Source organism: Deinococcus cellulosilyticus NBRC 106333 = KACC 11606 (assembly GCF_007990775.1).
In the GTDB taxonomy this organism is placed as follows: Bacteria; Deinococcota; Deinococci; order Deinococcales; family Deinococcaceae; genus Deinococcus_C; species Deinococcus_C cellulosilyticus.
The window spans coordinates 18,817-31,675 of sequence record NZ_BJXB01000022.1 but is presented as its reverse complement, the minus strand read 5'-3'; the positions used below and the strand labels follow the sequence as shown (position 1 = coordinate 31,675).

Here is a 12,859-nt window from a genome sequence, read left to right as displayed (position 1 = left end):
CACAGTGAACAGTTCACAGCGGGAGGCACTTGCGCAAGCCTGAGCCAATGCGAACTGTCAACTGTAAACTGTTGACTGTAAACTTACGCCAGCACCCAGCTTTTCAGGATGTCGGCAATGTGCTCGTCGTCGAGGTCGCCGTTGTCTGCGAGGGCCTTGATGTGGTCGGTGATGTCCCGGAGCTGGTGCTCCCCGAAGTGCAGGCCGAGTTCGCGGGCTTTGAAGGCAATGGCGTGCTTGCCAGTCAGTTTGCTGCCGGCCTGAATGCGGCGGCCCACCCCGAAGACTTCCGGGGGAATGGCCTCGTAAGCGCCGGGGTTGAGGTAGATGGCTTTCAGGTGCATCCCGGCCTTGTGGTTGTAGGCGAATTCTCCAGTCAGGTAGTTGTTCCAGGGAATGGGCAGGCCCACCATGCGAGCAATCATGTTGTCGAGCTCGGGGAGCATTTCCAGGTTGTACTTGTCGATCAGACCCTGGGGATCGAAGGTGAACATGCGGGCCAGGAATCCGCCCATGGGGGTGATGCCGTTGCGCTCCCCGATGCCCAGAATGGTGGTGTCAATGTGGGTGGCTCCGGCCTCGACAGCTTCATAGGCGTTGGAGACAGCGCATCCGGTGTCGTTGTGGCCGTGGAATTCAATGTCGCATTTCACGGCTTTACGCACCTCGCGCACCAGAGAGTACACTTGCCTGGGGGTGGCCACACCCACGGTGTCTGCCAGTCCAACCCGGTTGACACCAATTTCGTCCACAGCCTTGTACACCCTCAGGAGGTCTTCCTCTTCGCTTCTGAAGGTGTCCTCGGCGGAGAAACGCACCTGCACGCCCTGAGACTTGACGTACTGGATGACTTCTCTGGCCTGATCGATGATCTGGTCGATGCTCTTGCCGTGGGAGAATTCACGCAGGTAGCTGGAGGTTCCGAACAGGAGGTCCAGGCCGTGCACGCCAGTGTCAATGGCCCGTCTGGCGTCTTCCATGGCGCAGCGCACGTGGGTGATGATCTTGGCGTTCAGGCCCAGGTTCACCAGTCGGGTGGCGTCTTTTGCGGCCTGATCGTTGACCATGGGGGTGGTCACTTCGATGAATTCCACACCGAAGGTGTCCAGTGCTTTTGCGACCTCGACTTTGTCGTCGCTGGTGAAGCTGGCACGGGCAAATTGTTCACCTTCCCGCAGGGTGGAATCGATGATGAACCACCGGTTTGCGGGAATGTAGGCTTTGTACTCCTGGTTGGGGGACTCCTGACTCATAAGTGAAAAACAATGTACCCCAAAAATTATCAAATGTCAAATAAAATGTGAATAAAGTTTACAATTGTAAAGCTGACTCATTCAATGTAAACCCTGGCAAACTGATCCAGCACCTCTCCCTGAACCGCGCACTGGAGGTCAGGAGCCACATCCTGCTTTCCAGAACTGTACGTCATGTTGACCTGTCTCGATTCCCCTGAGTCAAGGGCAGCAAAGTAACGGTAAAAGGACGTTGTGACCACATTGCGGGCACAGGAGGCGTGAAGCATCAGGCTTTTCACCGGGGCCGCCAGATTGGTGACCTTCACCTGCAACACTGGAGGGTCTCCTGCAGCCAGAGCCAGTTGCTCCACCTTCAGTCGGTAGGGAGCAACCGCTGTCCACAGATCTGCTGACACCTCTTCCTTGAGGTTCTCTCCTGTGATGTCTCTGGCGGTGCGCTTCACTGCGATGGTGTAATGGGTCCCGTACTTCAAAGGGGCTTTGCTTCTTGCATTGAGAACCATTGGAATCAGGAGCGCATAAGGTCCTTCACCATCGATGCGGGCCGAGGTGAGCGTGAAATCAAAAGGCACCAGATGTCCTGCATCATCTGTGATGGAGACACTGCTGACCACAGAATTTTTGTCCATCTCCTCATTGAAGAGGACATTGAAATCAAGAATGGGATCTTCATCCAGATCCAGATGATCCACCCCGTTGAAGGCATGGAGGTTGTGAGGGTAGATCCACGCCTCTGGAGGTCCAGGCTCATTGATGGCCGGGGGAGGTGGCGTGGGTGAGCCCATCGAGCAGGCCGACAGAAGCCCCAGCAGTGCAGAAAGCATCAGAAAATGTTTCATGATTCACTCCAGCAACCAGACTTCACGGTCCTGGCTTTCTGCCAGAGCCTGGGTTTTGCAAACCACCTGTTTTGCTCCCCCGATGTTCTGTCCACCAAACACTTCCGCTGTGAGGACCATCGAAGCCTGTGAAGCAAGTTGAGGAAGATAGAACCTGAATTCCACCTGGGAGAAACTGTTCTCGCAACGGGTCCACAAATGGACCTTCTGGGCAGGATCAGCCGCAACATTCTTCAGGGTCAGGGTATAGGTGGGTTCACCAGCACCAAAGGCATAAACAGACTTTTCAATCCGCAATTGCACTGGCGCTTTTTCGGTGGTGAAATCCATCTGCTTTTCCTGAACGAGGGCCTGTCCGGTGATGTCCTCTGCTGTTTTCAGGACTTTCAGCTGATAAGTCTGGTTGTAAGCCAGAGGTTTCTGAGGTTTCACTTCCACGCTGGTGCTGGCCCGGTAATTGTACAGGTCACTCTTGTAGGTCAGTTTCAGAGGCACAACCTGATTCTGGCTGTCCAGCAGCAGGATGCTTTTTTCAACCGTGCCGATGTTCATGGTCTCGCTGAAACGCAACTGGGCGACAAAATCGATATCATGAAGGCTGGTGTGGGCCCCTGTCCCTGACACAGGGTTCAGAAAAAATTTCGAATCTGCAACCACATCCACCACTGGAGGTCCTGGATCAGGGTCTTTGGTGGGGTTCACGTAGGTCGTGCTGCAAGAGGAAAAGGTCAGAGCGAGAGACAGAATCATGAAAGGGTGAAGCTTTTTGTGGATCATGTGTACTCCTTGATCAAGAACAATGGACAGGAGCTGCTGAAAAAGGATCACTCAATGGCAATGGCCTGATCCAGGCGGGCACCCCAGATGTTGCAATCTGTAGCGGCACTGAGGGTTTTTTCTCCATTGCGGAATTTCAGGTTCACCTGAACAGATCCTCCTGCTGGGATTTCTGGAATGGCTTGATAGAAGGTGGCCATGTTCTCATCCTCATGGCAGCTTCCACGCACCACAAAAGCAGGGACCACAGCAGCAGAGGGGTTCTTGATGGTGGCAGAAAGCTCAGGGGTGTCCCCAGGAAAAAGCTTGAGGTTCTCTCCTTTCAACACCTCACTGGCCTTGACAAGCTCAAGACCATATTCCAGGGCAAGGGTTCGTTTCTTGCCGTCTGCTGCGGGAATGGGTTGCACATGGAAATCCGTGTCGTACTGTCCTTTTTCAAAGTTCAGTGGCTGGGTGGTTTTGACAGTGATGAGGGTATGAACCTGATTGTCCCTGACAGAAACGTATTCTTTGTGGGACACCTGCAGTGGAATCTGCAGGGTGTCGGCAAGGTACTTCAGGTTGAATTTGCTGGACAGGTTGCTGGCATCGATTCTGGATGGAATGTCCAGCTTCAGGGTGACGGTCTGACGGTCATTGACAATCACTTTCGTGGTGTACTCCATGTTCCAGGTGTCCTGCTGCGAAACAAAAATCACATGTGAAGGAAGGACCGCAGCATCATAAGGACGTTCTGTTCGATTGCAGGCCACCATCAGGAGGGGCAGCATCAACAACAGTTTTTTCATGGATTCACCAGAATTTCTCGTTCGGCAAAGAAATCGTAAGCTTTTAATGGTCGGCATTCTGTTGGAGCCGTGTTGTCCTGAATGGAACCTTCAATCAACTTCAGGATGACCGTTGCCGTTGCTCCAGCAGCCCATTCCTTCACATAAGCGTGGTACGCCCGACGGGCAGGTGCATCGCAGACTTTGTTGAAGATGAGTCCTGAACTGGAAAACGCACTGTTGTTTTTGAGGGTGATTTGATAGGTTTTGCTTTCAGGATCGAAACCCTCATTTAAAACAAGCAACTGCAGAGGTTCTTTTTCCGTCTGGAAATCATAGATCTCCTCGCTGGTCATGGCATTGCCCTTACGGGTCTTGATGCCTTTATGGGCGATCAGACGGTAAGCATGGTTGTACTTCAGCACCTGTGAAGCTTTCAACTTGATGTATTTTCCGCGAATGCCTCCCATTCCATCGGGATACTCATGCATGGAAAAGGTCATGGGGATGGCTTGCTGGGTGGCAAGATCCATCAACTGCAGGTTCTGGTTGTTGATGGTGGCCGGGTCGGTGTCCAGATGCACATCTGCGGTCTCAACAAAATCCACATCAAAGAAACGCTGGGCAGGAGTGCGGTCCTTATTGTAGGACAGGTCTTTGTAATCCTGGTTGAAAGCCAGCCAGGCATTTCTGTCCATCTCTGGCATCTGAAAACCACAGGACGCCAGTGCGGGCACCAGCAGCATATAGAAGAGTTTTTTCATATATAAACCTCGTGAGCATGATGTGATGGATTCTGGATGGACATCAAAAAACAAGGATCAGCTTGACCTCCAGATGCATATGGATTTGCACCCAGAATAATTGAAGTTGAGCTGAGCACTTGTGACGGATTTGTCACTTTTTCTGAGAGACTCTCATGCAAAACCACCTGCCAGCACTGGCAGGTGGTTGTTCAAACAAAGCAAAAGTTATTCGCCAAGCGTGAACTGGATGCTGCCAGAAATGCTGTTTCCGGGGAGCAAGCTCAGGAAACCGGTGTCTTTGACCCCCTCTTCATGCAGATTGAAGGCATTGGTGCAGTTGGTCACGGGTTCCAGGGCCATGGTTCCATCGGGGGCAGTGAAGAGAATCAGGTGCTGGAACACCGGGTCGGCCTGCAGGGTCAGGTTGTAAGGGGTGCCTGGATAGCTGACCTTGAGGTTTCCTGCAAACCCACCAAAAACGGTGTCAAATTTGCGGTCTCCCAGCGCTGCGCCACCACTGAAATCCAGATCTGCAGGCAGGGGCTGTTTGCCTTCTTTTGGGATGTTGGTGCTGTCGGTCCTGTAGACGCCATCCACTTCGAACTGCAGTACGGCATCTCCAGAGCCAGCAAAGGAACGCACGAAATAAGGGTGAATCCCAAAACCGATGGGCATTTCCTCATCTCCGACATTGGTGATCTCCAGGGTCTGGATCAGGGTGTTGCCCGTCAACTCAAAGGTGGTCTTCAGGGTGAGGGGGAAAGGATAGTTGAAGGCTTCCAGATCGGTGTGCTCCCGGGAGTCAAACCCGAACACCAGACGGGTGAGGGTGGCCTCCTGCAGGCGGTGAGGGCGGTTGCGCACGTCCCCGTGAATGGTGGTGTGCTCCTTGGTGTTGGTCATGAGCTGGTGCTGTTTCCCCTTGAAGGTGAATTTGCCTTCAGGGATACGGTTGGAGAAGGGCACCAGGGAGTAACTGCTGAGTGGGCTGGAGATGTTGCCTTTCAGGGCGTCGTCGGAAACTTCCCGCATGATGGGGTGCCAGGTGCCCCCGATGCGGTACTGAAGTGCTGCAATGCTGGCCCCGAGGCGTTCATGCACCTGCAGGCGCAACTGGCCGTTTTCGATGGTGTGTAAGTCCATGGTTCCCATTATGGCCCCGGATTCTGATGGCTGAGTGTCACCTCTACACTATCAATATTGAAATTGCAGACAGGGACAGAAAAACCACCAGGGTTGCTCTGGCGGTTTCTGACATCTGAAAGTTTTTTCAGCCCTGGATGGGCCAGAGGGTTTATTTCGCAGGTGTTTTTTCGAGGATTTCCAGCAGGATGTACTTTTTGCTGCTGGCATCTGCAGGGGGATTTTTCACATCCTCGATTTTTACCCGGATGCGGTAGTTGAACCCCTCCTCGTAATTGAAACCTTCAATGCCACTGTAGAAGAACTCCCAGTCTTTCTTGTCTGGTGTCTTCACCTGCAGGCATTTCATGGGTGCGGCTCCGGTGCAATCCACCCGCTTTGGACCCACCAGCAGCACCTGGGTGTCTGCACTCTGCACCTGGGCTTCAGGGGTCAGGGTTCTGGCCTCGATTTTGGTCTCGGGCTTGCCAGGGGCCAGCTTGGCTTCCACTTTGGGTGTCACATTGCGGGTGAACACCATCATGCCAGAGCCTTTGGTGTACAGGATCAGGGTGTTGTTGTTCACCTGATAACGGGTGGCCCCCTGCAGGGACTTGATGAAGGCCTGCTCGGTTTTCAGGGGACGGGGTTCACAGGCCATTTTGGTGCTGACCAGCGAAGCAATCTTGATCTGGTTGCTTTTCAGGCTGAGGCTCCCGGAGTAACGGTTGCACCCCGAGAAACCAGAAAGCTGCTTTCCCTGGATTTTCAGGGTGGGAGAGGGAATGAGTTCCTGAAATTTGCCAAAGTTGCCGGAAATCAGCAGGGTCCACTCACCGGTGGTGAGGTCCTGCGCAGAAGCCAGGGGGGCGATCAGCGCTGCACCCACCATCAACACAAGTCTCATGCGCCCATTCTGTCAGTTTGGTGCATGAGAATGCATCAGGAAACAAGCGGTCAGCCTTCAGCGGTCAGGCATCAGCAACAGAACATTTTGTTGGCGAGAGAGGGGCTGGCAGCTGGTCAAAAAAAACCCTCCAGGCAGGCTGGAAGGCATGGTTCAGAAGTTTGATGTCAGTCGATGTCGTACCCGAGGCCATCAAAGAGGCCCCTCAGGGGGAAGGTGGGAATGGGGGTGCGGGTCCCACCCAGAGCGAAATATTCTGTTTTCATGCTTTCCTGCATCTGCTCCAGGTACTCTTTGGGCATCTGGGCAAAGCGGGAATTGGCCCCCATCTGGCTGCGGTGGGCTTGCATGGATGCCTGTTTCTGGGCAATCACATGGCCGACATCCAGCTTCACGGCGATGGTCTGGTCATTCACTCCGTACACTTTCGGATCGAGGTTCTGATTGATGCCCGTCTGGGCCATGCGCTCTGAGAAAGCCACAGGCATCACGTTGTAAAACAGGCGTTTTGGGGTGCCAGAAGAATAAAACAGGGCCGTCACAGCCCGGTGAATCACCAGGTGGTCGATGTGCCCGTATCCGCCGTGAGGATCGAAGGTCAACAGGATGTCAGGGTTCAGGGACTCCACGTAGGGCTTCAGTCTGGCTTCCACATCAAAGATCTCCTGATGCATGAAAGCAGAAGTGTTGTTGGTCTGGGTGCGCTCGAAGCGTCCAGAATCGTGGTAACCCAGGAAAATGGGTTCATGGATGCCCAGGGCCTTGCAGGAGTCACGCAACTCCTGTTCCCTCTGGGCCCCCAGATCGGTGATGTGGGTCAGTTCAGGATCGGTGATCTTTCCCGACTCACCCCGGGTGGCGCAGATCAGGTGAACATCCACCCCGAGTTTGGCATAGTGGGCCAGAACCCCACCAGAGAAGGCTTCGTCGTCCGGGTGGGCATACAACGCAAGTAAGGTTGGCATGTTCATGAGCATAAAGGGTCTGTTTCTCAGGATGTGTGACACCGTGCAGAATCAGCCAGGGTGTCACATCATGAATTTTTGCAGCAGCCCATGCTGCTTTTTCAGGGGGCAACAGGTGGATGTGAGGCAGGCCCAGTGGTTGCAGGTTCCTCCACAGGTGGAACTGTGGCTGAATCATCAAAAACCATTTCACAGGTGTACTGCTCCTGCTGGCTTGCCAGGGTCAGGTTGCAGGTCTGTCCATCCTCTGTTTCCAGAACAGCAGATGCTGCTTCAGAGACAGCATTGAGCAACCCCCAGCCCTGATCGTCCAGAGGATAGGTGGAACCTCCCACCCTCAGGGTGCCATTGCGGACGGGCTGATCAAGAATGAGAAACTGCACCCAGGTGCTGACCTGAAAACGGGAAGTCCAGTCCAGCACCGCCATCCCCTGCTGGCCCAGGGTTACGGTTTCGGATTCCTGTTCGGTGGTGATGTTGAAAGGCAAGTCATTGAGGTTGACCCCCACGGTGATGGCCCGATTGGAGGGGAGGCCCAGGACCAACAGCTCACCTGCCGCGTTGGTTTTGCCTTCAAGCTGACCATTGACGTAAAGGGGAATGTCGGGGATGCCCACCTTGACGAGAATGGCAGATCCCTGCTGCTCCCGGGAGAGGTAGAACTGATCTCCCACCAGGGTGACGCTGCCCTGGATGCTGGCACTGGCATCCAGTCTGGTGCTCACCGACACATCGGTTTCCACCACACCATCGTAATGGTGCGAAAGGGTGGCCTGCTGAAGGTCTGCTGCCAGGGTGACGGTGTTCTGGGCATCGGGTTGATAAACCAGGGTGGCCTGGGCCTGGACCGGGCCAGAAGGTATGGCTTTGTTGACTTCTACGGCTCCTGTGATCTGGGGGTCCAACTTGAAACGTCCCCCAAGCCCCACCCGATAATTCTGTCTGTTGTCTGCTGAAACATAAGCGTAGACACTGCTGCCTTCCTGCAGGTTCCAGTTGCCTTGCAGCCGGCCAGACACCAGGTGTCTGGCCGAATCAAACTGTCCAGTCAGCTGAAGGCCAAAAGCATCCTGCTGCAATCCTGCAGTGGCCTGAACAAATGGGGTGAAAGGAGCAGAAAGAGGCATGTCCAACTGGGCGGTCAGGGTCCAGGGCTGCTGATTGAAGATGTATCTGCTTTTCAGGTGAGGGGAGAACCCTGCGTCTTTCTGGTGATTGAGACCCAACTGTACACCGAATTGGTGCACATCCTGTTTCCACAGGCCTGTGATGCTGGCCTCGGCGGTTTGCTGCCCTTCCCATACAGCTTCACCTTCCACCAGCCAGCCTGCACCAAGACCATAGGCTGCAGTTGCACCCACCTGGGGAGCGTTCTTGCTTTCATTCCATCCAGCAAACAAGAGTGCCTGGTAGGCACCTGGCCTGAGCAGGTCAGCAGGCGTTTCGTAAGGATAATCAAAACGCTCGGCCTTCACGGCATTCTGAACCACCACAGAAACAGTTCCCTTGCCGTTTGGGAGAAGCACATGCTCCACCTTGAGGGGGCCCGGGTCCACTTCTTTCACCATCAGGACCTGTCCATCGACCAGCACCACCACTGAGGAAGGATGCTGGATCAGCAAGGAGATGGGCTCCAGAAAATGAGAGGGTTTCTCGCCTCCCTGAACCTGCACGCCACTGAACAGGTTTCCAGAAGCACCAGACAGCAGACTCAGTCCTGACCTTGGCATGTTCCACAGTCCTGAAGCCATCCAATGGGGCGACAGGGGATAATGCACATGTCCCTGGCCCTGAACCGAAACCTGATTGTTCTGAAAGATCTCTTTGACTCCCAGACGGGCTTGCAACTGGTCCACAGCCACATTGACTCCTACGGTGGCCTGTTGTGAGAACAGGTTTTGCTGCTTGCGGGCAGAGACATTAAAATCGAGGTACCACACAGGAAGGGTGGTCAGGCTGCGAGAGGAGTTGATGCGGGCATCCTGGACGTCAAGAACCTGAGCAGGGTATTTTTCCACTGCAAATTTCAGAGAGAGGGCCTGCTCTTCTGGCGCATATTCCACCTGATCAAATGGGACGAGCAACAGGGCTTGCCCTTCACAGTCCACCCTGGTCAGGTTCAACTGTTCTGGACGGATCAGCAGGTCTCTGGGCACCAGTGCCCCTGGAGGCCCATAGCGCACCGCCACCGTGTCCCTTTTCAGACCATTGACCTTCACATCCAGCAGTTCTTCTGGAAGACCACAAAGCTCCTGGCCCTGTGCAACTCCAGAGGTTGCCAGAAATGCAGTCAACAACAGGAGGCCCAGAGCAGATTTATTGCTGCACGTCCAGTGTCTCACTGTGTTCCTTTCCCTGATTGTCCGTGTAGGTGAGGGTCACAGAACGGGTGTTGGCGGGCAGGTCTTTCAACACATAGGTGATGAAAGATTGTCCCAACACTGCCCTGGAGTCGAGCCTCAGCTCTTTGCCCGCTGCTTGCAGCAGGGGGTTGCGCATCACTTCACGGCGGCTGCCCTGGTTGGTCGCTTGCAGCACCACCACTCCATCCCTGAGCAGGGCAGAGGTTTTCAAGTCGGCTCTGGAACTGGCATCGGTGACATAAAAAGGCACCCCGATGTTCAGCACGGTGGTGATGCTGGCCGATGTTGCTGTGGCAGCACCCTGAGCAGCGGCGCTGGCTTTGGGAAGGGTGGCAGGCACCTCCTTGATGAAAATCCGGTAGGTCAGTTCCGGCTGATCTGGCTTCTTGCGCAACCCCACCCGGATCACCTGACTGCCCCTGGGAGCCAGGGTGAATTGCACAGGATTGACCAGCACATCCCTTGTGGGACTGTACACGTCCTGTCCATTCTGCTGGGTCCATTTGAACACCTCTACAGTGAAAGCCACTGGAACCCCTTCCAGATTCACCAGTTTCGTCTGGGTGTTCAGTTGTTTCTGTGGATTGATCTCCAGCACCACCGGATTGAGGCTGAAATTGATGGCCCAGGCACTGGACGGCCAGAACAGAATCATGCTGAGGGTCCCAAGCGAGAGAAGTCTTTTGCGGTTGATCATGGAGGCTCCTTGCAGAAGGCGGATTGAGCAAGACTGGACGGTCACTGAACCATCAGATTGAGGGTGAGGGTGGCCTGATAAACACCAGCAGTGGGCTGCCACTGGCCCGCTGGAATTTCAATGGTGTATGCAAAATGGCGTGAACTGTTGAAGACCGTGGGAGAGGGTGCCACGCCAGCCCCGAGGTCTGGCAGCACGTTGTAAATGCTGTAAAAAAGGGTCCTGCTGCCCGAAGACAGCAGACCCTGGTAATCCAGCCCCTGAAAAGCACCGTTGCTGGTCTGAAGCTGCATCTGGTAACTGATGGGGTCTCCAGAGCACAGCACATCGAAGCTCAGGCTGCCCACCGAAGCCTGGGTGGCCGAATAATCGGGCAGGACAGGGGTGTTGAGTTGGATGATGCAATCGGCCCTGGCCGTCACACAGAGCATCATCAGGCCAGCTGTCACAAAGGTCAGGAGGGATTTATTCATGGGATTCTCGGAGTGTGCAGGAGTGTGCGAAGCTGGAGAATGCAAAGGTGGGGCGTCAAAACGCCCCGGTGGAGATAGGATTTGTCTCTGGGTTCAGTTGTAGCTGACGGTATAGGTGATGGTGCCAGTGTAAGTGCCTTCGTTGACACTCCACTGACCTGCAGCAGCACTCACATCGACAGTCATGAGGTAGCTGTCACCGCCCCCTGTGCCACCACCGATGCTGGGGGTGAAGGTTTCGTCCACAGTGGCGCTCAGGGTTTCGAAACCATCAGACAAATTGATGGTCGCCCCTTCGTTGCTGTCGGTGTTGAAGGTTGCTCCGTTGGTGCACTGTACCGTGTAAGCAGTGTTTCCGTTGCTGCCACCACCGTTGACGGCATCGTACCCGAAGGACACCTGGGCAGCGGTGGAGTTGTTGGCATTGACTTCATCACCGTTGCCAAAAACGCAGATGTTGCTCACGGTGGCTTCAACAGGCACGTTGACTGAACTGGCGAAAGCAGAGCCAAGCAGGGAAAGGGCAGCAATAAGTACAAACTTCTTCATGGTTCCTCCTGGATTTCTCACTGGGCATTTCCCAGATGAGCTGGATAACGAGAGCTGAAGGTCCTGATTCTCACCGGGGAGCCCGGAACGAGACAAGCGAGGCTGATCATCAACTGAAAGTGATGGTCACGGTGTAGGTGCGGCTGTAATTGCCTGCCGGGGCCTGCCATTGATTGGCTGGGATGGTGACGTTGTAGGTCCGTTTGCCAATCAGGGCTCCATCAGGTGCAGCACTGAAAGTGGTGCTGTTGGTCATGGTCATGGTCAGTGTTCCTCCTGCAGCAGCAGGCACACGGTTCAGGACTTGCTGGGCAGTGGGAATGGCACTGAAACTGATGCTGGTTCCCTGGGTGCATTTCACCTGCACAAGACCCGAGCCGGTTGCAGCGCTGGAGGCAGAGTAACTGGGAATGTTGATCAGCACACTGGGGGTGAGCATGGTGCAGGTTTTGACCACTGTGGCCTGAATGGGAACTGTGCTGGATGAAGCCTGAGCATTGAGCAACACAGCCACCAGAAGCAAGGGGAAAACTTTGGTGCAGTGCAGCGAGGAAAGGTGCAGTATCATAAGTAACTCACCCCAAAAACAACGGTGCCGTTGTGGGTCCCAGCGTTGACATTCCACTGCCCAGCAGCTGCTGTGACGTTGAGGGTCAGGGTGTGTTGATCGGCACTGCCACTGGTGTGGTTGCTGGCTGTTGAGGTGTAGGAGCCAGAGGCGGATACCTGGAGTTCAGATCCAATCAAGACCAGTCCAGCAGGCGGTGTCAGGGTCAAAGCAGAGCCAGCCGTGCATTTGATGTAGACGGTGGCTGAACCGGAACTGGTGCTCGTGGCTTTGTAATTCAGATGGACAGTGCCGGTGGTCAACGTGGTGAATCCCAGGTTGCTGCTGAACACACTGTTGGTGAAGATGCATTCGTTCTGCACGGCAGTGCTCACAGTCAGATTGAATGATGTGGTTCCCGCCTGTGCGGTTCCCATCAAGACCATTGCAGTGAGGATGTGTTTGAGATGTTTCATGGGGCTCCTGAAACGCCTGATGCTCCAGAGAAGCTGGAGGCGAAAGTGCTGGGGCCTGAACATCATGCTCAGGCAGCATGAGTGACTGATGGCAATCAGCTTAAAACATGCTGTGTTCCATAAGTGTGAAATGTTCCAATTGTTATTTCATGTAAAGAAAACGGGGGCGTCAAGATATGACGCCCCCGTTTTCGCTAGAAAAACTTAAAATGTATTATTTGCGGCATTATTTTATCAATGTCAAGCGGATTTAATAAATCTTGACATTTTTTCATTTATATTCGATGATGTCCATAAGGAAAAACTCGTATGTGTTTCCTCTGGAAGTGGACAAGCAAAGTGTAGCCCACCTCTCGTTCCGAAAGTGTGAAA

14 protein-coding genes are annotated in these 12,859 nt (G+C 54.2%); all 14 read right to left on the bottom strand.

The genetic code is table 11. From position 1 onward, the window contains the following. Positions 1–83: 83 nt before the first annotated feature. The gene (gene lysS / locus DC3_RS20555) at positions 84–1,253 is read right to left on the bottom strand and encodes a homocitrate synthase (RefSeq protein WP_146887721.1); all 1,170 of its coding nucleotides are present in this window, start codon (positions 1,251–1,253) and stop codon (positions 84–86) included. 77 nt (positions 1,254–1,330) lie between these two features. Then, positions 1,331–2,095, bottom strand: coding sequence for an Ig-like domain-containing domain (locus tag DC3_RS20550; protein WP_146887719.1), 765 nt, complete (start codon positions 2,093–2,095; stop codon positions 1,331–1,333). A gap of 3 nt (positions 2,096–2,098) precedes the next feature. After that, the gene (locus tag DC3_RS20545; RefSeq protein ID WP_146887717.1) at positions 2,099–2,872 is read right to left on the bottom strand and encodes an Ig-like domain-containing domain; all 774 of its coding nucleotides are present in this window, start codon (positions 2,870–2,872) and stop codon (positions 2,099–2,101) included. A gap of 47 nt (positions 2,873–2,919) precedes the next feature. Beyond that, a complete protein-coding gene (locus DC3_RS20540; protein WP_146887715.1) occupies positions 2,920–3,663 on the bottom strand; it encodes a hypothetical protein in 744 nt (247 codons plus the stop codon). Continuing rightward, on the bottom strand, positions 3,660–4,406 hold the full coding sequence (locus DC3_RS20535; protein WP_146887713.1) for a hypothetical protein: 747 nt from the start codon (positions 4,404–4,406) through the stop codon (positions 3,660–3,662). Before DC3_RS20535 ends, DC3_RS20540 begins: the two co-directional genes overlap by 4 nt. A gap of 207 nt (positions 4,407–4,613) precedes the next feature. After that, the gene (locus tag DC3_RS20530) at positions 4,614–5,531 is read right to left on the bottom strand and encodes an aldose epimerase family protein (RefSeq protein WP_186816161.1); all 918 of its coding nucleotides are present in this window, start codon (positions 5,529–5,531) and stop codon (positions 4,614–4,616) included. Between the two features lie 151 nt (positions 5,532–5,682). Continuing rightward, a complete protein-coding gene (locus DC3_RS20525) occupies positions 5,683–6,417 on the bottom strand; it encodes an META and DUF4377 domain-containing protein (protein WP_146887710.1) in 735 nt (244 codons plus the stop codon). Between the two features lie 167 nt (positions 6,418–6,584). Beyond that, positions 6,585–7,382 carry a PIG-L deacetylase family protein gene (locus DC3_RS20520; RefSeq protein WP_246130756.1) on the bottom strand — a complete coding sequence of 266 codons (798 nt, stop codon included), beginning with the start codon at positions 7,380–7,382 and terminating at the stop codon, positions 6,585–6,587. Positions 7,383–7,483: 101 nt separating this feature from the next. Continuing rightward, a complete protein-coding gene (locus tag DC3_RS20515; protein ID WP_146887706.1) occupies positions 7,484–9,724 on the bottom strand; it encodes a fimbria/pilus outer membrane usher protein in 2,241 nt (746 codons plus the stop codon). Continuing rightward, a complete protein-coding gene (locus tag DC3_RS20510; protein WP_146887704.1) occupies positions 9,699–10,442 on the bottom strand; it encodes a fimbrial biogenesis chaperone in 744 nt (247 codons plus the stop codon). The genes DC3_RS20515 and DC3_RS20510 overlap by 26 nt, the downstream gene beginning before the upstream one ends. 41 nt (positions 10,443–10,483) lie before the next feature. Then, the gene (locus DC3_RS20505) at positions 10,484–10,915 is read right to left on the bottom strand and encodes a fimbrial major subunit CsuA/B family protein (protein WP_146887702.1); all 432 of its coding nucleotides are present in this window, start codon (positions 10,913–10,915) and stop codon (positions 10,484–10,486) included. A gap of 93 nt (positions 10,916–11,008) precedes the next feature. Then, positions 11,009–11,464 (bottom strand): Csu type fimbrial protein, encoded by a 456-nt coding sequence (locus tag DC3_RS20500; protein ID WP_146887700.1) that lies wholly within the window; start codon positions 11,462–11,464, stop codon positions 11,009–11,011. A gap of 109 nt (positions 11,465–11,573) precedes the next feature. Next, positions 11,574–12,032 (bottom strand): Csu type fimbrial protein, encoded by a 459-nt coding sequence (locus DC3_RS20495; protein ID WP_146887698.1) that lies wholly within the window; start codon positions 12,030–12,032, stop codon positions 11,574–11,576. After that, complete coding sequence (locus DC3_RS20490) at positions 12,029–12,487, bottom strand: hypothetical protein (RefSeq protein WP_146887696.1); 459 nt, start codon at positions 12,485–12,487, stop codon at positions 12,029–12,031. Before DC3_RS20490 ends, DC3_RS20495 begins: the two co-directional genes overlap by 4 nt. Positions 12,488–12,859: the final 372 nt, after the last annotated feature.